The following is a 19,660-nucleotide window of genomic DNA, read 5'->3' as shown; positions in this document are numbered from 1 at the left end:
ACTGATACGAACCCGGCGCCGCAGCGCCGGGTCACGCTGATCAGTGATGGGTCTTGATGCCGATCCAGGTGCGGGTGCGGATCCGCTCCACGGCGGCCGGCACCGGCTCCAGGGCGAACAGGGTCTTGCGCGCCTCGTCCGGCACATACATGGCGGGGTTGTTGCGAATGTCGGCATTGACCAACGCCGTGGCGTCCTTGTTCGGGTTGGGATAACCGATCTTGTTGCTGATCCGCGCGATGACATCCGGACGCAAGATGTAATTGATGAATGCGTAGGCTTCCTTGGCATGAGGGGCGTTGGCGGGGACCATCATCACGTCCGACCACATCGGCGCACCTTCCTTGGGCAGCACCATTTCCACCTTGACCCCCTTCCCTGCGTCTTCGGCCAGTCGCTTGGCCAGGGCCACCCCACCGGACCAACCCACCCCTACGCAGATCTCACCGTTGGCCAGGTCCATGCCATAGCGTGACGAATTGAAGTAGGTGATGTAAGGCCGGACCTTGAGCATGGCCGCCTGCGCCTTTGCGTAGTCCTCACGTTTCTGGCTGTTGGGGTCCAGCCCTTCGTAGTGCAAGGCAATGGGCACGATCTCGTTGGCGGCGTCCAGCAGACCGACGCCACAACTGGCCAGCTTGGCCATGTTCTCTTCCTTGAAAAGGATATCCCAGGTGTTCATCTGCACATCGGCACCCAATACCTGGCGCACCTTGTCGACGTTGTAGCCGATCAGGGTCGTGCCCCACAGGTACGGCGCTGCATAGCGGTTGCCCGGATCGCCCACCGCCTCCAGGGACTTCATGAACTCGGGGTCCAGGTGCTGCCAGTTCGACAACTGGCTGCGGTCCAGGGGTTCGACGGCGCCGGCGGCAATCAGGTGACTGACGTTGGTGCTGCTCGGGTAGACCACGTCATACCCGGAGTTGCCGGTCAGCAGCTTGGACTCCAATGTCTCGACACTGTCGAAGACGTCATAGATGGGACGGATGCCGGTTTCCTCTTCGAAACTCTTGAGGATTTCAGGCGGCAGGTACTCGATCCAGTTGTAGATCCGCACTGTCCGCTCTTCGGCCAGGCTCGCGCCACTGACCAGCATCGAAACGACAGCGCCCAGCAAGGTGTTGCGCAAAAGCATGTTCATGATCAAACACTCCAGCGCGGCCGCGAAGGCTCGCGGCACTTAATAGCGGTAGGTGAAGTAGAGTTCCAGCGCGCTGAATTTCCGGTCGTCGCCGAAGACCTGTTTGGCCGCCGCCATGGGCTTGACCCAGTTATACGACAGCGAGGTGGACAACGACTTCGACGGCGCCCAATCCAGGAAGACGACACTCTCGTCGGCAAAACGCCGGTCGCTGACGGCGGTGCCCATGTAGTTTTTTTCGTCGAGCCAGAACTGATAGTGGATCGCACCGAGGGTGAGGGTTTCGTTGAGGTGGGTCTTGAGGGAGAACTGCTGGACGTTTTCGTTGCTGTTGAACATCAGGTAGTTGCCGACGACATCGCCGATCAGCCAGGTGCTCCAGTCGACGAAGCCCTTGCTCAACGGATCCCAGGCTTTCTGTCGGTTGTCGGTGAGGTTGTCGTCGCCGGAAAAACTCGCATAACGGTAGCCGATCACCGGGGTCAACGGCAGCGTGCTGAAGGTGTAGTCCGCCTGGCCATACCAGGCCTTGGCATCGTAGTCCACGCCTTCGCCGCTACCCCGTTCCAGGGCATATTCGGCATTGAGGGTCAGGTCCGGGATAGCCGGATGCCTGGCGTTCAAGGCCCTGACGTTATACACCAACATGCCATCACGGCGCCGCGGCAAGGTACTGCCCTTGGGGCCCATGGCCTTGACCTTCAATGCGGTGGCGCCCAGCGTCACCTGGTCGTCGAGGTTGTAGTCCAGGTTCACCCCGCTCATGCGGAAGTCCCCCAGGTCGCTGTCGGTCCCCAGGCTGAAGCCCTGGACCTTCAATGCGCCATGGTCCCAGGCGACCACCGCCGAATCCTTGAAGGCGGTGCGTGGGGCGAGCCAATAGGCGCCGTCGTTCAACTGGTCGAGGTTGCCATCCATCACGATGAAACCGTTGCCGATCATGTAGTTCTGGCGACCGCCCGTGACCGTCCACTCCCCGGCGCGGAAACCGCCATAGAACTCTTCGGTCGACACCTTGCCGTCGGAACTGCGGGTGAAGCCACCGGCATCGCCATCACCGAAGGTGGTCGCCCCCACCAGGGAGCCGCCGGCCAGCAGGCTGAAATCCGGCTGCACGGCATACTCCAACTTGACGCCCGGCTTGACGTAGAACTCCTGCCAGTCGATTTTCGTGCCGCGATTCTTGCCGCTGCGCATGTCCACCACGCCGCCGCCAAAATTGACGTTGCGGGTGGACAGGACCGCGCCACCGGCCGTTAAGTTGACCTCGCCCTTGAGATTGCCCTCCTCGAAGGTGTAGCCCGCCCAGGCAGCCTGGGCGGTCAAGGGTAACCCGAGCACGAGGAACGTTCGGGACAAACGCATCATGGAAACCATATGGAGCTCCTGTTGATTATTGTTGTTACAGGGCAGTGAATGGCGGCGCAAACCCGCGCCAACACCTGGCTGGGCCGGGTGAGCGGAACGAAACTCTTGTGGTTATCGGATGAAGTCAGGGCGTCAGTTGCGCCGCGATGGCACGCAGCATGCGCACGCTGTCGCCGTCGAAGGGGCTGACGGCGTCGCCCAGGGACGACTGCTTGACGATCACCACGCCGGACGGTTTGTCGATGAACAGGTATTGGCCATGGATGCCACCGGCCATGAGCGCCTGGCTGTGGTCGTTGAAGACATACCACTGGCTGCGGTAGGACGCGCCAGGGGTCCAGCTCGAAAAGTCGGCGCAGGCGGCATAGATGGCGGGGTCGGCTCCAGCGGCGATGCCGGCGAGCGCCTCGGCCGAGAGCAACTGCCTCCCCTGCTGGCGGCCATCGTTGGCCAGCAGGCGGCCGAAGCGCGCCATGTCACGCAAGGTCGCGCTGAACCCGGCACCGGCCACGCTGCGGCCCCAGGGATCGGCCAGAAAGTAGCCGTCACGTTCACAGCCCAACTGGCTCCAGACCTCCTGCAGCAATTGATGACAGGCCTTGCCAGACGCCCGCTCCATGACCCAGGCCAGCGCCTCGGTGGTGGCCGTCACGTAATGGAAAAAACCGCCGTGATTGCCGCGTTTTCTCAATGACGGCAAGTACTGGTACAGGGATTCGAACGTCGTGTACTGCGCTGGCGCCGGCTGGAAACCGCAGGCGTAGCCGTATTGGGAACTCTCTGAATCCGGGTCCTCATAGACCTCGCTGTAATCGACGGCCACGGCCATGTCGAACAGCTGGCGCACGGTCGCATCGCCGAACGCGCTGCCCGTCAGTTCCGGTACGTAATGGGCGGCCGGCAGCGTCGGGTCCAACAGGCCTTCGCAAACCAGTTGCTCGCCCAGGGCACCGATCAGCGACTTGGTCACCGAAAACATGATGTGCCGGTCCTGGGGGCACTGGCCATTGAAGTAGCGCTCGAACAGCACGGTGTCGCCCTTGAGGACCAGAAACCCATCGGTCTGGCTGGCGATCAGGTGGTCGATCACACTGATGCTCAAGCCACACTCGCTGTCGAAGTGCAGCTCATCCAGCGGCTGGAGTGCCTGCTTGAACGCGCTGACCGGCCCGGCCCCGGCCCGCACATCGATGGAAGGACGCAAGCGCGCCAGGTTGCGAAAGCCCCATTGGCTGTACGGCGGGCTCATCCAGTTGTGCCAGGTGACGCGGCGCTGGGGTTCGGCGGGAAAGCCTTGCATGAGTGAAGGCGCCAGGCGTGCGTCGGAGGGCGACTCGTGAGTCTCGACGTAGAGACTGGCCAGTGAAGGCACGGTGTTCTGATTCATTGGGTTGCCCCTGCGAAATGACTCTGCGTGGAAGCAGATGCAGGAGAATAATTACTCGATGTAATTTTTTAGTCAATAAAACTTTTTACCGACATTGCTTGCCGATCTGAATGTCCTGACCCGCCGTGCCCGTGGGAGCAGGCTTGGCTCTTACCGTCGGCCCAGTCCTAAGCAAATAACTTAAAGTTATTTATTATCATTTTTTTAGATCATTTAGATTAAGTCTTAAGCCCAATGGCTTCCCGCGGTGATGCCATCAAGGAGCGTTGGCGCTCACCCACCTTCCGTCACGGCAATCTCATTAACGGGCCACCGTCATGCAGCTTCTAACGCTACCTCCCTCCCCCGGCCTGGCCACCTCGATTCGTGCCACGGCCCAGGTCTTCGAAGACCCCACCTCCCGCGCCTTGCTGGAACACCTGCAACAAGTAGCGCCCAGTGATGCCAGCGTATTGATCATCGGCCAGACCGGCACCGGCAAGGAACTGGTGGCGCGCCACGTGCACAACCTCAGCGCCCGTCGCCACAAGCCGTTCGTTGCGGTCAACTGCGGGGCGTTTTCCGAGACCCTGGTGGAGGCCGAGCTGTTCGGCCATGAAAAAGGCGCCTTTACCGGCGCGTTGACGGCCAAGGCCGGCTGGTTCGAGGAAGCCGATGGCGGCACCCTGTTCCTCGATGAAATCGGTGATTTGCCGCTGCCGATCCAGGTCAAGTTGCTCCGGGTATTGCAGGAGCGGGAAGTGGTTCGACTCGGTTCGCGCAAGAGCATCAAGATCGATGTGCGTGTATTGGCGGCCACCAACGTACAGCTGGAAAAAGCCATCAATGCCGGGCACTTTCGCGAAGACCTCTATTACCGCCTGAACGTGGTCAGCCTGGCGCTCAAGCCGCTGCGCGAACGTCCCGGCGACATCCTGCCGCTGATACGCCACTTCATCGCGCAGTACAGCCACAGGCTCGGCCACGGCGAGGTGACGCTGGATGCTCAGGCGCAACGCAAGTTGCTCGACTATTCCTGGCCGGGGAACATCCGCGAACTGGAAAACGTCATCCACCACACGCTGCTGATTTGCCGCGACAAAGTGATTGGTGTGCAGGACCTGCACCTGTCGAACTTTCGTATCGAGCGCCAGGACAACCCACCGCCAGCAGCCCCTCAAAGTGCGGAGGAACTCTTGCAGAAAGCCTTCGAGAAACTGCTCGAGCAGGAGCATGGCGATGTGTATGAAAAGGTCGAGGCCGAGTTGTTACGCACCGCCTACCGATACGCCAATTGCAATCAGGTTCACACCGCCAGCCTGCTGGGCCTGAGTCGCAACGTCACCCGCACGTTGCTAATCAGGATTGGCGAACTGGTGGTCAACAAACGCCGTCCCACGCTCAGCACGCGGGACGGCCAGGTGGTCAATCTTTCAACTTGATCGCGCCCCGACGCTCAAGGGCTCCTCAGCCCTCGCCCCGGCCCGCGCACCCAGGTAGAAGTCCTGGAGATCGCTGCGGGCCGCCAGTTGTTCGGCGCTGCCTTCGCTGACCACCCGACCGCTTTCCAACACGTAGCCATGGTGGGCGTAACGCAGGGCGACATTGATGTTCTGCTCGGCGATCAAGAAGCTCACACCATCACGCTGATTGAGTTGCCGGACGATCTCGAAGATTTCCTCGACGATCTGCGGCGCCAGGCCCATCGACGGTTCGTCCAGCAAGACCAGTTGCGGCCTGGCCATCAGCGCGCGGCCTATCGCGATCATCTGTTGCTCACCGCCCGAGGTGTAGCCGGCCAGGCTTTTGCGCCGCAGTTTCAGCCGGGGGAAATGGCCATAGACCAATTCCAGGTCAGCCAGCAATTGGCGCCGCGGCACCTGGCGCGCTAGGGCACCGGCTAGCAGGTTTTCCTCCACGGTCAACTGGGCAAAGCAATGCCGACCTTCCAGCACTTGCACCAGGCCGCTCGCCGCCAAGGTGTGAGGCGCGCTGCGGGTCACGTCTTGCCCCTGGTAGACAATCCGCCCCCGCACTACCTCGCCCCGTTCGGCGCGCACCAGGTTGGAGGCCGCCTTCAGCGTGGTGCTTTTACCCGCGCCATTGGCGCCCAGCAGCACCACGACCTGCCCTTTTTCCACCTCCAGCGACACACTGCGCACCGCCAGGATGGTCTGTTCGTAGAACACTTCAATATCGTCGATCTGCAGGATCGGCACGTTCGTCGCCATGCTGTTTCGCCTTTTCAGACAGCGACCGGACGCGTGCGCCCGGTTGCCGCGAAGCCTCAGGATTCCTTGCTGCAATCACGCGGGGTAATGCCTTTTTCCCGGGCGTACTGGTGCGAAGACGCTTCGATGATCGGCCGCAACAGGGCGCGGTCGGCCTGCACCCAGTCACTGATCAGCTTCCACTGGGTACCGTCCCATTGCTGGAAACGCACCGCACCGCCGCCTTCATGGTCCGAGCAGGACAATTGCAACGGCTGCACCAGGCCCAACGCCCCCAGTTCCTTGAGCCGGGCGTCGTCGAGCTTGAGGTTCTCGAAGCCCCAACGCACCTGCTCACCCGTCAGGGGTTGCTTGCCGAATTTCTGCTGGGCAATGCGCAGCGCTTCTACGTTGAGGATGCCGTTGACCACGCCGAGGTTGTAGTACACGGTGCCGAACCGCTTGGGATCGGCCAGGTCGCCATGGCCAGCGTCGACCACTTGCTGCTTGATGCCCTGCAACACCGGGAAATCAGTACCTGAAGGGTGCGTGGTGATGGCGATGAAGCCCTTGGCCGCGGCACCGGCCGGCGCGGCATCATCTTCGGAGTTGCTCCAGATGTTGCCGATGATGTGGTCGGCCGGGAAACCGACTTTCTGCGCGGTTTTCAGCGCCACCGGGTTCATCACCCCCCAACCGCGCAGGATCACCCAATCGGGTTTTTCCCGGCGGATATTCAGCCACTGCGACTGCTGCTCGTTGCCTGGGTGCGGCACCTCCAGCAAGGTCAACGCAAAACCGTATTTGTCGGCCAGGGTTTGCAGGACCTCATTGGTTTCCTTGCCATAGGGCGAACCGTGATACAGGGTGACGATCTTCAAGCCCTTGAGCTTGTCCAACCCGCCGGCGCGCTGGCCGATGTAATTGATGATCGCCGAGACCTCGGAATACGGGTTCAACTGCAACGGGAAAACGTAGGGGAACACGCTGCCATCGGTGGAATCCGTGCGCCCATGGTTGATGGTGATCAGCGGCAGTTTGTCGGCCGTCGAGCGCTCCAGCGTGGCGTAGGCGATGCCCACCGACAGCGGATTGGTGGCAGCCGCCGGCGCGCCGTTCAAGCCTTTCTTCAGGCGTTCGTAGCACTCCACGCCTTTCTCGACCACGTATTCGGTCTCACACTCGCTCCAGGTCAGCTTGACGCCGTTCACGCCGCCATTGGCGTTGACGTACTTGAGGTAGTCGATGAAGCCGCCGAAAAAACCGGTGCCGCCGGCTGCATACGGGCCGACGCGATAGCTTTGCAGCGGGAAGTATTGCTCGTTGTCCGCCTGGACGGTGAACGCCGCGGCGGTGAGGCTCAGGGCCAGTGCCAGGCTGCTGGCGAATGATCGTTTGAACATCGAGTTTTCCTTGTTATGAAGCCATGGATAAGCCAACAAAATGGAACTGCAAACCCGCGTTGTGCGGTTCGCTCAGTAGCGCAACGGCCACAGCCGTGCGCGCTGGCGAAATCTCTGCCAGAGGCGCGCAAGGCCCTCTGGCTCCTTGATCAGGAACAGGATGATCAGGGCGCCGAATATCATCTTCTGCAGGTTCTCCACCTGGCCGGCGTCCACCAGCCCGCCGGGCAGCAGCGACACCAGGTTCGAAAGCAACACCGGAAACAGCACGATGAAAGCCGCGCCGAGGAAGTTGCCCAGCAGGCTGCCGAGGCCGCCGATAATGATGATGAACAGGATCTGGAACGACCGGTTCAGATCGAAGCCGTGGGGCTCCACGGTGCCCAGGTAAGCGAAGGCCCACAGGGCACCGGCCACGCCGAGGAAAAATCCACTGATGGCGAACGCCAGCAGCTTGGTCTTCGCCAGGGGAATACCGATGATCGCAGCGGCGGTGTCCATGTCGCGCACCGCCATCCAGTTGCGCCCCAACTCACTGCGCACCAGGTTCTTGCCCAGCCAGAACAGCGCTACCACCACGCTCAGGGTCAATAGATAGCGGCCGGCCGGCGCGTCGAGGTTCACCCCGAAGACCTCCAGGCGTGGCGCACTGATCACGCCCGAGGCGCTGTTGTTGGAAAACCAACTGAACCGGGTCAATGCCCAAGTCACGAAGAACTGCGCCGCCAGGGTCGAGACCAGCAGGTAGAAGCCTTTGATGCGCAGGCTCGGCAAGCCGAACAGCACCGCCACCAGCGCCGCCGTCAACCCGCCCAGGGCGATACTGACCAACAACGGCAAGCCGGCGACCCGTATTTCAAGGTTGTAGGTGGCGAAGGCTCCCACCGCCATGAACGCCGCCGAACCGAGGGACAGTTGCCCGGCATAACCGGTGAGCAAATTGAGCCCCAACCCGGCCAGGGACAGCACCAGGAACGGAATCAGGATCGCGCTGAACCAGTAGTCGTTGCCCAGCCAGGGCACCACGACGAAGGCGAACAGCAACAAGGCGGCCAGCCCGTGACGGTCCTGGCGCAGGGCGAAGACCCGCCGGTCCTGGGCATAGCGGGTGTTGAACTGGCCTGCTTCTCGATAAAACATGAGTGTTCCCCCCTAAACCCGTTCGATGGCCCGTTCGCCAAACAACCCCGCCGGACGCACCAGCAGAAACAACAGCGCCAGCACGTAGGGAAACCAGTTCTCGATGCCACTGCCGATGAAGGGCCCGAGGTAAACCTCCGCCAGCTTCTCCGAAGCCCCGATGATCAGGCCACCGACAATCGCCCCGCTGATGGAGGTGAACCCACCGATGATCAGCACCGGCAAGGCCTTGAGCACCACCAGCGAAAGCGAGAACTGCACGCCCAGGCGCGCGCCCCAGAGCAGGCCGGCGACCAGCCCGACAAACCCCGCCACTGCCCACACCACCACCCAGACCCGCTGCAAACGAATGCCCACGGCCAACGCCGCCAGCGGGTCATCGGCCACCGCCCGCAACGACAATCCGAGCCGGGTCTTGTTGAACAGCCAGGACAACAGCAGCACCAGGAACGCCGCGGTCACTGCGGCAAAAATGTCGAACTGCGACAACAACATCCCGCCCAACTCCAGCGGCTCATCGCTGATACCCAGTTCCAGGCCATGCACCTGGGCGCCCCACAGTGCCTGGGCGAAACCTTCGATGACGTAGGACAGCCCGAGGGTGGCCATGAACAGCGTGATCGGCGAACGGTTGACCAAGGGCCGCAGCACCACCCGCTCCACCGCCACGGCGATCAGCACCATGGCCGCCAGGCTGATGACGAACGCCAGCCAGAACGGCACACCGCGCTCCACCAGGCTGACGAAGGTCAGCGCCGAGAACAGCACCATCGCGCCCTGAGCAAAATTGAACACCCCGGAGGCCTTGTAGATCAGCACGAAACCGATGGCCACCAAGGCGTACATCACCCCCGCCAACAACCCGCCAATCAATACTTCAAAGAAAAATTCCATCGCCGCTCCTATTCTGCGGACGCAACTGGCCTGCCCTCCCTGGCGGGAAAGCGTCGAATATCCGGTATCAGTGGCGAGTGCCCAGGTAGGCCGAAATGACCTCGGGGTTCTGCCGTACGTCTTCAGGCGAGCCGTCGCCGATCTTGCGACCGTAATCGAGCACCACCACGTGGTCGCTGATGTCCATGACCACGCCGATATCGTGTTCGATCAACACCACCGTCGTGCCCAGCTCACGGTTGATGTCGACGATAAAGCGGCTCATCTGCTGCTTCTCGTCGGCGTTCATTCCGGCCATGGGCTCGTCCAGCAGCAACAACCGAGGCTCCGCCGCCAGCGCACGGGCCAGCTCCACCCGTTTCTGCAAGCCATAGGGCAGCGTACCCACCAGGACGTCGCGCCAAGGCTGCAAATGCAGGAACGCGATGACGCGCTCGGCCGCTTCGCGCTGACGGTCATCCTCGGCCCGGGCGCGACCGATGCGCAGTGCCTGTTCGATCCAGGTGCTGCGGCGCTTGAGGTTGCGTCCGGTGAGCACGTTGTCGAGCACGCTCATGCCTTTGAACAGCGCGATGTTCTGGAATGTCCGGGCAATGCCGCGAACCGCCACGTCGTGGGGGCGCATCCGGCGCCGCTCCTGTCGATCAAAACGGATGTGCCCGTCCTGGGCCTGGTACACGCCGCTGATGACGTTCAGCAGCGAACTCTTGCCGGCGCCGTTGGGGCCGATCAAGGCACAGATTTCACCGGCGGCGACGCGAAAGCTGATGTCCGTGACCGCTTTGACGCCTTTGAATGACAGCGAAATATGGTCCAGCTCCAGCAAATGCGGGATGGCCGTCTGGGTCATGGGGCGTTTCCTCTCAGGCCAGTTGCGACTGGAGGCCCGTCCAGTCATCGGTAGTGCGCTGCACCAGGTTCGGCGTCGCTTGCCAGTGGGCCCCGTCGTCCCACTGGCGGACCTTGATACCCAATGCCAGGAAAAAAGCCTGGGTTTCGGGCGGCAAGGCATCGCCCACCAGCAGCGGCGCGCGGGTGCGGGAAAACCCCAGCACGTCGCGCAACGGCCGGCGCACCAGCCAGTCCCCCAGATGCCGTTGCAACAGCCCCGGCTGCGCTGCCAACGACCAGTCCACCAGCCGGCGCGACCCACTGCCCGGCTCTGGCAAACGTTCCAGCGCATAGCGGTGCAAACGCTCGTAGGTTTCCCGCGTCCCGGCCACCAGCGTCGGGCCCAGCTCGCGACGGTCGCGATCACGGGTCGCCAGGTTCTCAGGGAAGTTCAGGCGAAAACCGGCCATCAACCAGGGCGCCAGCAGATAGCGAGCTTGCCCGCCCGAGGCGAACGCCCGTGCGGCCAGCGCCTCTTCCTGCCGGCCCAGCCCTTCGCGCGCCAACAACCGCTGCCCCTCCTGCAACAGTTCGGCGTGGCTGACGCGTTGCTCCTCCATCGCCCGTCCACTTCCGCGATAAAAGACAAAGGCCGTTTGCAGTGCTTGCCCTTGCGGGGCCAGGTCAACGATTGGCCGCTCGGCAGCTAACGCGGCGTAATCCAGCGCTTGCGCAAATGGCAGCGAATCCGACAGGCCACGCTTGTCGAGGTAGACCCACACCCCCACGGCCACCTGCGCCGCACGCAGACGCAGCATTTCTTCCACGCCTTCGACCAGGACGAAACCCGGCTGCAGCGTGGCGAGCCGTTGCACCTGTTCGGCCGCCGTCTCCAGCGGGTCGAACAGACTCGCCACGCCGCCCAGCCATTGCGCGGCCAAGGCGGCAAGCAGTGCCTGCGGCCTGGGTCGACTGATGATCGTCAGGGTCGCGCCCGCCGCAAAACCACGGGTTTGCAGGGCACTGGCGAAACGGCGCACCTCGTCGGCCACGTGCGCCCAGGTCCGCTCCTGCCAGACACCCAGGTGCTTGTGGCGTAGCGCGACGTCCGTGCCATGCTCCAGCGCCTGGCGCTGCAACCACTGGGGCAAGCTGGCCGGGACCGCGTCGGGGGTGTCGGTGAACGTGCCCATGCTGCCTCCCGCGCCTAAGCGACCGCCGCCGTTTTGGCTGCCACTTTGCGTTGCTCCAGCTCACGCACCAGCGGCAGGACCTTACGACCGAAATACTCGACTTCTTCCTGGAAGTGCAGGAAACCGGCGAGCACCAGATCCACACCCACGGCCTTGAGCTCGACGATGCGTTCGGCGATCTGCTGCGGCGTGCCGATCAGGTTGGTCTTGAAGCCATCGTTGTATTGCACCAGGTCCTCGAAGCTGGACTTGGCCCAGTTGCCCTCGCCTTCCGGGCTGGACTTGCCGGCCTGCTTCGCCGCATCGCCAAAGGCATTGACGGCCTCGGGATCGGCCTGGTCGATGATCTGGGCGAGGACGGCACGCGCCTCTTCTTCGGTGTCGCGGGCAATGACAAAGGCGTTAACGCCGACCTTGACCTTGTGGTTGTTGGCCGCGGCTTTCGCCTGGAGGTCATCGATCTGCGCCTTGACGCCTTCCACGGTATTGCCGTTGGTGAAGTACCAGTCCGATACCCGGGCGGCCATGTCCCGAGCCGCGCGTGAGCTGCCGCCCTGGAAGATCTCCGGGTGCTGCTGCAGTGGTTTTGGCTTGAGGGTGTAGTCGTGGAAGCGATAGAAATCACCGCGCAAGGTGAAGTTGTCGGTGGTCCAGATGCCCTTGAGCGCGGTGATGAACTCTTCGGAACGGCGATAGCGCTCATCGTGCTCCAGCCACGGCTCGCCAATGGCCGTGAACTCGCCCTTGAACCAGCCCGACACGATGTTGACCGCCACGCGGCCGCCGGTCAGGTGGTCGATGGTTGCGATCTGCTTGGCCAACACCGACGGCGTCCACGGCCCCGGCAACACTGCGGCGATGACTTTCAGGCGCGTGGTGGCGGCCAGCAAGGCATGACTGAACGCAACGGACTCGTGCTGGTATTCAGCCCCATAGCCGGCGGTAAAGCGCACTTGGGACAGGGCGTAGTCGAAGCCGGCCGCTTCAGCGATCTGGGCCAGCTTGCGGTTGTAGTCGATGCCCCAGTCGGTGCGTTGTTCGATTTTGCTGACCACCAGACCGCCACTGACGTTGGGCACCCAGTAGGCAAATTTGATCGTGTCCTGGCTCATTGCATGTACTCCACGGCTCGTTGTGAAAGGAAAAAAGGATCAGGCAGCACTGGCGTCACGCCGGGCGCCCGGGACCAGGCTCAGCAACGCCGACTCGACGGCGCGCTCGATACGCTCCAGCACCTGTGCACTGGAGATCCGGTATTGGCTGAAATCGGTTTCGCTGGCATAGACCCCCACTGGCAGGCTGAGGGCCTGGAAGAAGCCGAACAGGGGCCGCAACTGGTGATCGATCATCAAGGCATGGCGATCCGAGCCACCTGTCGCGGCCAACAGCACCGGTACGTTCTTGAGGGCTTCGTGATGAACGAAATCGAACAGGTGCTTGAACAGGCCGGTGTACGAGGCTCGGTACACCGGGCTGGCGGCGATCAACAGATCGGCCGATTCAATGGCGTGCAGATCCTCTTGCACGGCAGCCGGCAACGCCTCGCGACGCAACACCCCGGCGAACTGTGGACCGACCTTGGCCAATTCGATCAAGCGCACCTCGATCGGCAACTGCTGCCCGAGCCGGTCCACCAACGCCTGGAGCAGTGCCAGGGTGCGTGACGGGTGCTGCACGCTGCCTGACACCGCCACCACTTTGAATTGCTTGCTCATCGCTTACCCCATGCCTGGAGACGCCACCTCAGCGTCTGCACAAGGTGTAGAGCAGCAACCGTGCCAGTTAAATATTTCCTTATTAATCAAATAATTATATCGACAACCCAATCACTGCACTGTCGCCCGACGGGCAAGCTGTTGGTCCGCTGTTGCCTGGCCAACACCTGGCCTGTCGATACCCGTCGTGGCAACTGTTTCCCGGCAGACAGTTGCGCAACAGATTGTCCGTGGCCAGGACAGCCCTGCGCCGAGGAACGCCGTATAAGCCCCGCATTTACGGGCGTTGGAGCTCGGGCATGGACTGTGCAATGGCCTTTGGCACCGGCAGATTTTTCCCCTGCCCGCCGACTCGCCACCCAGAAGGAATATCAACATGACCGCACAGCAACACCACCTGCCGCCGATCCTTTCCACGGGCACCGACTATGAACCCCTGGCCGAACGCTTCCGGCCGATCTTTGCACGCATCCAGGCCGGCGCCCTGGAGCGTGAGCAGACGCGCAGCCTGCCTTTTGAACAGGTAAAGTGGCTGAAGGAAGCCGGCTTTGGCGCCGTCCGCGTACCGGTCGAATATGGCGGCGCCGGGGCTTCGTTGCCGCAGCTCTTGCAATTACTGATCGAACTGGCTGAAGCCGATTCCAACCTGCCCCAGGCCCTGCGCGGGCACTTCGCATTCGTCGAAGACCGCCTCAACGCCCACGCCAGTAGCCCACAGGACATCTGGTTCAAGCGCTTTGTCGAGGGTGAGTTGGTGGGCAATGCCTGGACGGAAGTCGGCGCGGTGAAAATCGGTGAAGTCGGCACCCGGGTTTCCCGCCAGGGTGATCAGTGGGTCGTCAACGGCACCAAGTACTACAGCACCGGCAGTATCTTCGCCGACTGGATCGACGTGTATGCCCAGCGCGACGACAACGGCGCCGACGTGATTGCCGCCGTCCGCGTGCACCAGCCGGGCGTCAAGCAAAGCGATGATTGGGACGGCTTCGGCCAACGCACCACCGGCAGCGGGACGTCGCTGTTCGAGAATGCGTTGGTCGAGGCGCAAAACCTCATCGACTTCTCTACCCGCTTCAAATACCAGACCGCGTTTTATCAACTGGTGTTGCTGGCCGTGCTGACCGGCGCCGGCCGCGCTGCGGTTCATGACATCACCGAGCAAGTGCGCAAACGCACACGGGTCTTCAGCACCGGCAATGCCAGCGAAGTGAGCCAGGACGTGCAAGTGCAACAAGTGGTCGGCAGGGCATCGGCCCAGGTCTATGCCGCCGAAGCCACCACCCTGCGCGCCGCGAGCGCCTCCCAACGCGCTTACGAAAGTCGCTTCAGCCAGGACGCCGAAATCGAGCACACCGCCAACATCACCGCCGAACTGGAGTCGGCCCAGGCCCAGGTGGTGATTTCCGACCTGGTGTTGCGCGCCACCAGCGACCTGTTCAATGCCCTCGGTGCTTCGGCCACCAGCACCAGCAAGGCCCTCGACCGTCACTGGCGCAATGCCCGCACCGCTGCCTCGCATAATCCGTTGATCTACAAGGAGCGCATCATCGGTGATTGGGAAATCAACGGTACGGAACCGCCGTATGTCTGGCAGATTGGCGGGGGCTCGAAGCAGCTTTGAGCAGGTAGCTCTTGGCCAGACCGCGTGGCTTGTTCGCGATAGCGGTGGTTCAGCTACAGGGATGTTGAGCTGGCGGGCCTCATCGCGAGCAAGCTCGCCCACATTGGATCTTCAGCGGACACAATATCCGCGTGAATCCGGAATCCTTCTGTGGGAGCGGGCTTGCTCGCGAAGAGGCCAGCACATTCAACATCTTCATTGACTGTGACGCCGCCTTCGCGAGCAAGCCCGCTCCCACAGTGAATCTGGGTTGAACATGAATTTCGTGTCCACTGGAGATCGAGTGTGGGAGCGAGCTTGCTCGCGATGGCGGTGGTGCAGTTGCATGGATGCCTGTTCCTTACGCCACAAGTTCGACGTAGTGGGATTCTCCACCTCCAGTCGCACCCGACAACCAACCCCACACGAAACTCAACATCGTACGTCCCGCTTGATCAACACTCACCACCCCACGAGACCAGCCGGAAAGAATCTCACCGTCCGTAGTCAAGCATTGGAAGAGAAGCTCAATGGTATCGGGGCCCGTTACACGTCCGACTTGATTGCCCAGGCGAATCCGGCCGCCTTGGTAAGTGCTCGAAATGGCACCGTCCTCGACATGGTAATGAAATACCGTGCCTGCGCCTGAGAGTCCTTGGACGTTGTCCGCCACCGAAAACCGGCGATTGTGCAAACGCTCGCTGATTGCAGAAAAGGGAGTTTCCATAAATGTCGCGTCCTTTAGTCGAGATATTCCATTGCGGCCGTCGATGACCTGAATCATTTTTGTCGCCACTGGCAAAGCCCTCCGAGTAAGTACCGAGTGACAGGGCTAACTGCCTACCTCTCCACAAAGCCGAGAGGAACTCATCCCAGACGATCAAAACACTGGCATCATGCCTTTTTTCCTTGCACTCATGGAGTGACTGTGACGAATCTAAGTGCCGCCCCTGAGTTTGCACCCGCCTCCACTTTATCGCCCTACCGCTTCTTTCCCCGGCTCGGGATGTTGGTGCTGGCCACTGTGGCCGTCTTCCTGGCCGCGATGCCCGAGGTCCTTTTCGTCCCCGCGGACATGCAGGCCTATCTGATGTTCACGACCACCTCGGGGATCACCGCGCTCGTTCTCTTCGCTCTCTTCGCCTTGCAATACCGCGCCGATTCACGCGTGCAGTGGCGCGGCCATACCATTGGCAAACCCTTGCGGTGGGGGGCGATCGGCATTGTCGGGACCTACCTGCTTTTCGGGGCCGCCGTCTTCGTGTTCGAGTTGCCACGTGAGGTGTTCATGGCCGAGCTTCTGGACGGGCTCAACCGTTGGCAGGCCACGATCAAGATTGCCTCGCTGATCGTGCTGCCGCCCATCGCCGAAGAACTGTTCTTCCGCCATTACATGCTCCGGCTGTTTCCCTACGAGAACAGCCGTGCCTGGACATGGATCGCGATCATCGTGACATCGGCCGTCTTCGCCGGTATGCACATCCAGTACGGGAACTGGATGACGATCGTGCTGATCTTCGCCTGTGGAGGCGTGTTCGCCGTCGCCAGGGTGGTCAGCGGTGGCCTGCTGGTGCCGGTGCTCCTGCATTCGCTGACCGAGATTGTCGCATTGAGCGCCGACCAGTCTTTCTCACTGATGGGGCTTTACGGTTGAACCAGCAGTCCAGGCCAGCGGCCATGAACATTCACGCAGCATGCCTCGCACTGCTTGCCTTGACGCTCCCCCTCCTATGCGAGCCGGTCCAGGCCTCGACGTGGCAGATCTGCCAGATGGAGCTGCGTATCGTCGAGGTCCTGAAACGCCCTTATCCGCAGCTTCAGGCGCAGGTCGTGAAAGTCCGGCCGAGGTCCTCCTCGGTGGAGTGTCCGCCGCAAGGCTCGTCGCTCACCTTTACGCCAGAAACCCCGGACTACCAAGCCACGCTCCCCCGCCGACAATGGCCCGGCAAAGGGCAGTCGGTACGGGTGGACTACCGCTACCTGGACGGTGTCTGTAAAGGCGACGGTAACTCGTATGCATGTCGTATCAAGCACTACCCCCTGATGGATCGCTAGTCGGGCAGCCGGAGAAGGTGGCATTTCTCGCATCAGTGAAGTCGCTGATGGCCTCATCGCGAGCAAGCTCGCTCCCACACACTGGATCTGTGGCGCACTGAAGATCCCTGTGGGAGCGAGCTTGCTCGCGATGACGTCCGCACATCCAACGTCGATGCAACTCAAGCCAGCAGCGCACTGATCCACCGGACCTGCCGGGCAATGTCCTGCAGCTTCTCTTCGGGCACCGCTTGCCGTGCCTTGGCGAAGCTGGCGAGGGTCTTTTGTTTCTGGCGCAGCAGGCGTTGCCACTTGGCCAGGAAGGTCGGGGTTCGCGCTTGCATCTGCAGCGGGCCGAAGTACAGCTCCTCGGCGGTGTACGTCACTGGCCCGGCGCGCTCGGCGACGATGATCTCGTAGTAGAAGCGGTTTTCCCGCAGCACTTCCTCGCAAAGGATGCGGTAGTCGTTTTCCATCAGCCATTGGCGCAGCGGTTGTTCGCCGCCGTTGGGTTGCAGAATCAGCCGCTCGTGCCCGCTCAGCCGTGCTTTGCCGCTGTCCAGAATGTCACGGATCGTCTCGCCGCCCATGCCGCAGACGCTGATCGCCGTGATCCCGTCTTCCGGCTCGATGGCCGCCAGGCCATTGGCCAGGCGCACACTGATCCGTTGCTCCAGGCCATTCTCGCCCACGGTGCGTTCGGCGGCACGCAACGGTGTCAACGCCACCTCGCCGGCCACCGCTGCCGCAATGACGCCACGGCGCAACAAGGCCACCGGCAGATAAGCGTGATCCGAGCCGATATCGGCCAGGTGCGCACCCGCTGGCATATGCGCCGCCACACGCTCCAGGCGCATGGACAATGTCTGTTCGTTCAACTGCAGTTCCCTGGGTTAATCGTAGAACGGCTCGACCGCCGTCCGACTGCCGACAAAGAAGCTGTCCGCGACCAACCGCAGTGGCTGCAGGTCCATGTCGCTGGCCTTGTCGTTGATCAGTTGCTGAAAATGTCGATACACCGCCGCGTACTCGCCCTCCTCGGAGACGGCCTGGCGCACGCCGTCGATGCTCAACAGCGCACCGCCGTTGTCCAGACGCAGAACGCCTTCGGCACAGCGAATCTCGATGCTCCAGAGCTCGTCATGGCCATGGTCGAAATCGAACTCCGCCCGAATGTCGAGGTGGCGTGCGTCAGCCATCTTGATGCTGGCGGCAATCGGCGACTGGCAGTTGTCCGGCACGCGCAACTCGGCGGCCTGCACGAACAACGGCAATGCCAACAGATGAGTCGCAATCGACAACGCGTTGATGCCGGGATCGAAGACCCCCAGGCCGCCGGGTTGCCAGATCCACGCCTGGCCAGGGTGCCACTTGCGCACGTCTTCTTTCCAATCGATCTGCACGCTGTGCAAGGTGCGACTGGCCAGCCAGTCACGGGCCGCAGCGATGCCCGGGGCGTAACGGGAATGCCAGGCGAACAGGCCGCTGACGCCTTGCTCGCGAACCTGCTCCACCAAGGCCATGGCTTCACCCAGCGTGGCGCACGGTGGCTTTTCCACCAGAACGTGTTTACCGGCCGCCAGCGCCTGTTGCACCAGGGCGAATCGACCTTGCGGCGGTGTGCAAAACGCAATCGCATCGACGTGCGGGCCGTTTTCGAGCAGCTCGCCCAGGGATCGGAAGTTCTCCACCCCGGCGCAGGGCTGTCCTTGCGTGGCGACCGCCACCAGTTGGAACGCGGGGTTGGCGTGGATGGCTGGAACGTGTTGATCCTGGGCAATCTTGCCGTAGCCCACCAGGCCGAGACGAATCGGTTGCATCGATGACTCCTGATTTTTTGTACTTGTGATGGGGCAGCAAACTAGACGCAAATCGCCTGGCGGACAATGGGGGCTGCGCAGTATCTACCCGATTGCCCTGCCCTGCGCCGCAAAGGCATCAGCTACGCCGCTGCTCACGGACACCTGTCACGACATTGGTCACCCGGCCGTAGAAGGGCTCCAGCCGCTCACGTGGCGCATCGTGCTCCACCACCAGGGTGGCGACCTCCTCACAAGAAACCACCTGATAATGCGCAACGCTGGACAGCTTTTCATTGGTCACCGCGGTAATCACTTGCCCACTCGCCGCCACCACTGCGCGCTTGAACTCGGCGTCCTCCAGACCGAATGCCGTGACCCCATTGTCTGGATCGATGGCGCAGGCACCGAGAAAACATACGTCAAAACTGAACTGGCGCAATTGCTCCACTGCCGTCAGCCCGATCACACCACCGGCGATTGGATTCAAGCGCCCCCCCAGGAGAATGACTTCGGCACGGGGCAGTTTCATCAGTTGAACCGCAATCAACGGCGAATTGGTGGAGAGGGTCAACTGAAGGCTCGGATCGATGGCGCCAGCAATCGCCAGGTTGGTCGACCCGGCATCGATGAACACGTGCTGGCCCGCGCGCAGCAATGCAGCGGCCGCTTGGCCGAGGCTGCCCTTGCGTACCGGGTCCTTACGCACGCGTACATCCAGCGACCCTTCGGCAGCCGGCACAAGTATCGCGCCGCCATAAACACGCTTGCATAACCCCGCCGCTGCCAATACCCCCAGGTCACGCCGGATCGAGTGTTCGGACACATTGAATTCGCTGGCCAGGTCAGCCGCGATCACCCGGCCATACCGGGCGAGACGCTGGCTGATCAATTGCTGGCGTTCGCCGGGGAACGCTTCGTGGGGAGAAGTCATGACATACAACCTGCATAAACGAGCACTAA

General features: G+C 62.1%; 19 protein-coding genes. 4 read left to right on the top strand and 15 right to left on the bottom strand.

The annotated features are described in order from the left end of the window. Nucleotides 1-40: 40 nt before the first annotated feature. The 3 genes from BLO80_RS01440 to BLO80_RS01430 all read right to left on the bottom strand — a co-directional run bounded on the left by BLO80_RS01440 (nt 41) and on the right by BLO80_RS01430 (nt 3,899). Complete coding sequence (locus BLO80_RS01440; RefSeq protein ID WP_092326278.1) at nt 41-1,144, bottom strand: polyamine ABC transporter substrate-binding protein; 1,104 nt, start codon at nt 1,142-1,144, stop codon at nt 41-43. A gap of 39 nt (nt 1,145-1,183) precedes the next feature. Further along, nucleotides 1,184-2,521, bottom strand: a complete 1,338-nt coding sequence (locus BLO80_RS01435; protein ID WP_092326277.1) for an alginate export family protein — start codon at nt 2,519-2,521, stop codon at nt 1,184-1,186. Nucleotides 2,522-2,636: 115 nt separating this feature from the next. Beyond that, nucleotides 2,637-3,899, bottom strand: coding sequence for a serine hydrolase domain-containing protein (locus BLO80_RS01430; RefSeq protein ID WP_092326275.1), 1,263 nt, complete (start codon nt 3,897-3,899; stop codon nt 2,637-2,639). Nucleotides 3,900-4,216: 317 nt separating this feature from the next. Between BLO80_RS01430 and BLO80_RS01425 the strand changes: the two genes are divergently transcribed. Then, nucleotides 4,217-5,320 (top strand): sigma-54 interaction domain-containing protein, encoded by a 1,104-nt coding sequence (locus BLO80_RS01425; protein WP_092326274.1) that lies wholly within the window; start codon nt 4,217-4,219, stop codon nt 5,318-5,320. On the opposite strand, the gene BLO80_RS01420 is transcribed toward BLO80_RS01425, so the two are convergent. The 8 genes from BLO80_RS01420 to msuE all read right to left on the bottom strand — a co-directional run bounded on the left by BLO80_RS01420 (nt 5,312) and on the right by msuE (nt 13,264). Next, complete coding sequence (locus BLO80_RS01420) at nt 5,312-6,109, bottom strand: ABC transporter ATP-binding protein (RefSeq protein ID WP_092326272.1); 798 nt, start codon at nt 6,107-6,109, stop codon at nt 5,312-5,314. The genes BLO80_RS01425 and BLO80_RS01420 overlap by 9 nt on opposite strands. A 56-nt stretch (nt 6,110-6,165) precedes the next feature. Beyond that, on the bottom strand, nt 6,166-7,491 hold the full coding sequence (locus tag BLO80_RS01415) for an ABC transporter substrate-binding protein (protein ID WP_060742660.1): 1,326 nt from the start codon (nt 7,489-7,491) through the stop codon (nt 6,166-6,168). A gap of 72 nt (nt 7,492-7,563) precedes the next feature. Further along, on the bottom strand, nt 7,564-8,631 hold the full coding sequence (locus BLO80_RS01410) for a branched-chain amino acid ABC transporter permease (RefSeq protein WP_092326270.1): 1,068 nt from the start codon (nt 8,629-8,631) through the stop codon (nt 7,564-7,566). Between the two features lie 12 nt (nt 8,632-8,643). Further along, on the bottom strand, nt 8,644-9,525 hold the full coding sequence (locus BLO80_RS01405) for a branched-chain amino acid ABC transporter permease (RefSeq protein ID WP_072410122.1): 882 nt from the start codon (nt 9,523-9,525) through the stop codon (nt 8,644-8,646). Nucleotides 9,526-9,592: 67 nt separating this feature from the next. Continuing rightward, nucleotides 9,593-10,375 (bottom strand): ABC transporter ATP-binding protein, encoded by a 783-nt coding sequence (locus BLO80_RS01400; RefSeq protein ID WP_092326268.1) that lies wholly within the window; start codon nt 10,373-10,375, stop codon nt 9,593-9,595. Nucleotides 10,376-10,388: 13 nt separating this feature from the next. Next, nucleotides 10,389-11,549 carry an AMP-binding protein gene (locus tag BLO80_RS01395; RefSeq protein ID WP_092326266.1) on the bottom strand — a complete coding sequence of 387 codons (1,161 nt, stop codon included), beginning with the start codon at nt 11,547-11,549 and terminating at the stop codon, nt 10,389-10,391. Nucleotides 11,550-11,563: 14 nt separating this feature from the next. Then, on the bottom strand, nt 11,564-12,661 hold the full coding sequence (gene sfnG, locus BLO80_RS01390) for a dimethylsulfone monooxygenase SfnG (protein ID WP_092326265.1): 1,098 nt from the start codon (nt 12,659-12,661) through the stop codon (nt 11,564-11,566). A gap of 39 nt (nt 12,662-12,700) precedes the next feature. After that, nucleotides 12,701-13,264, bottom strand: coding sequence for an FMN reductase (gene msuE / locus BLO80_RS01385; RefSeq protein WP_092326263.1), 564 nt, complete (start codon nt 13,262-13,264; stop codon nt 12,701-12,703). A gap of 376 nt (nt 13,265-13,640) precedes the next feature. Between msuE and BLO80_RS01380 the strand changes: the two genes are divergently transcribed. After that, nucleotides 13,641-14,885 carry an acyl-CoA dehydrogenase family protein gene (locus BLO80_RS01380; protein WP_092326261.1) on the top strand — a complete coding sequence of 415 codons (1,245 nt, stop codon included), beginning with the start codon at nt 13,641-13,643 and terminating at the stop codon, nt 14,883-14,885. A gap of 340 nt (nt 14,886-15,225) precedes the next feature. On the opposite strand, the gene BLO80_RS01375 is transcribed toward BLO80_RS01380, so the two are convergent. Further along, nucleotides 15,226-15,591 (bottom strand): avidin-fold protein, encoded by a 366-nt coding sequence (locus tag BLO80_RS01375; RefSeq protein ID WP_092326695.1) that lies wholly within the window; start codon nt 15,589-15,591, stop codon nt 15,226-15,228. A gap of 201 nt (nt 15,592-15,792) precedes the next feature. Between BLO80_RS01375 and BLO80_RS01370 the strand changes: the two genes are divergently transcribed. Together BLO80_RS01370 and BLO80_RS01365 are read left to right on the top strand one after the other, a co-directional pair. Beyond that, the gene (locus tag BLO80_RS01370) at nt 15,793-16,518 is read left to right on the top strand and encodes a CPBP family intramembrane glutamic endopeptidase (RefSeq protein ID WP_256574057.1); all 726 of its coding nucleotides are present in this window, start codon (nt 15,793-15,795) and stop codon (nt 16,516-16,518) included. A 23-nt stretch (nt 16,519-16,541) separates the two neighbouring features. Beyond that, complete coding sequence (locus BLO80_RS01365) at nt 16,542-16,919, top strand: hypothetical protein (protein ID WP_092326258.1); 378 nt, start codon at nt 16,542-16,544, stop codon at nt 16,917-16,919. Nucleotides 16,920-17,080: 161 nt separating this feature from the next. Here the strand turns inward: BLO80_RS01365 and BLO80_RS01360 are convergent, their stop codons facing one another. The 3 genes from BLO80_RS01360 to BLO80_RS01350 form a co-directional block, all read right to left on the bottom strand. Continuing rightward, complete coding sequence (locus tag BLO80_RS01360; protein WP_092326256.1) at nt 17,081-17,776, bottom strand: tRNA (adenine(22)-N(1))-methyltransferase; 696 nt, start codon at nt 17,774-17,776, stop codon at nt 17,081-17,083. A 15-nt stretch (nt 17,777-17,791) separates the two neighbouring features. Beyond that, the gene (locus BLO80_RS01355; protein ID WP_092326254.1) at nt 17,792-18,718 is read right to left on the bottom strand and encodes a Gfo/Idh/MocA family protein; all 927 of its coding nucleotides are present in this window, start codon (nt 18,716-18,718) and stop codon (nt 17,792-17,794) included. Between the two features lie 118 nt (nt 18,719-18,836). After that, nucleotides 18,837-19,631, bottom strand: a complete 795-nt coding sequence (locus BLO80_RS01350) for a DeoR/GlpR family DNA-binding transcription regulator (protein ID WP_092326253.1) — start codon at nt 19,629-19,631, stop codon at nt 18,837-18,839. Nucleotides 19,632-19,660: the final 29 nt, after the last annotated feature.

The sequence above is a fragment of the Pseudomonas sp. NFACC56-3 genome (genome assembly GCF_900100025.1).
GTDB lineage: Bacteria > Pseudomonadota > Gammaproteobacteria > Pseudomonadales > Pseudomonadaceae > Aquipseudomonas > Aquipseudomonas fluorescens_AA.
This window is presented reverse-complemented; position numbering and strand designations above follow the sequence as displayed.

Coding starts and splice junctions, on each gene's coding strand:
- BLO80_RS01440 (WP_092326278.1), bottom strand. CDS start 1,144: ATGAACATGCTTTTGCGCAACACCTTGCTGGGCGCTGTCGTTTCGATG.
- BLO80_RS01435 (WP_092326277.1), bottom strand. CDS start 2,521: ATGGTTTCCATGATGCGTTTGTCCCGAACGTTCCTCGTGCTCGGGTTA.
- BLO80_RS01430 (WP_092326275.1), bottom strand. CDS start 3,899: ATGAATCAGAACACCGTGCCTTCACTGGCCAGTCTCTACGTCGAGACT.
- BLO80_RS01425 (WP_092326274.1), top strand. CDS start 4,217: ATGCAGCTTCTAACGCTACCTCCCTCCCCCGGCCTGGCCACCTCGATT.
- BLO80_RS01420 (WP_092326272.1), bottom strand. CDS start 6,109: ATGGCGACGAACGTGCCGATCCTGCAGATCGACGATATTGAAGTGTTC.
- BLO80_RS01415 (WP_060742660.1), bottom strand. CDS start 7,491: ATGTTCAAACGATCATTCGCCAGCAGCCTGGCACTGGCCCTGAGCCTC.
- BLO80_RS01410 (WP_092326270.1), bottom strand. CDS start 8,631: ATGTTTTATCGAGAAGCAGGCCAGTTCAACACCCGCTATGCCCAGGAC.
- BLO80_RS01405 (WP_072410122.1), bottom strand. CDS start 9,525: ATGGAATTTTTCTTTGAAGTATTGATTGGCGGGTTGTTGGCGGGGGTG.
- BLO80_RS01400 (WP_092326268.1), bottom strand. CDS start 10,375: ATGACCCAGACGGCCATCCCGCATTTGCTGGAGCTGGACCATATTTCG.
- BLO80_RS01395 (WP_092326266.1), bottom strand. CDS start 11,549: ATGGGCACGTTCACCGACACCCCCGACGCGGTCCCGGCCAGCTTGCCC.
- sfnG (WP_092326265.1), bottom strand. CDS start 12,661: ATGAGCCAGGACACGATCAAATTTGCCTACTGGGTGCCCAACGTCAGT.
- msuE (WP_092326263.1), bottom strand. CDS start 13,264: ATGAGCAAGCAATTCAAAGTGGTGGCGGTGTCAGGCAGCGTGCAGCAC.
- BLO80_RS01380 (WP_092326261.1), top strand. CDS start 13,641: ATGACCGCACAGCAACACCACCTGCCGCCGATCCTTTCCACGGGCACC.
- BLO80_RS01375 (WP_092326695.1), bottom strand. CDS start 15,591: ATGGAAACTCCCTTTTCTGCAATCAGCGAGCGTTTGCACAATCGCCGG.
- BLO80_RS01365 (WP_092326258.1), top strand. CDS start 16,542: ATGAACATTCACGCAGCATGCCTCGCACTGCTTGCCTTGACGCTCCCC.
- BLO80_RS01355 (WP_092326254.1), bottom strand. CDS start 18,718: ATGCAACCGATTCGTCTCGGCCTGGTGGGCTACGGCAAGATTGCCCAG.
- BLO80_RS01350 (WP_092326253.1), bottom strand. CDS start 19,631: ATGACTTCTCCCCACGAAGCGTTCCCCGGCGAACGCCAGCAATTGATC.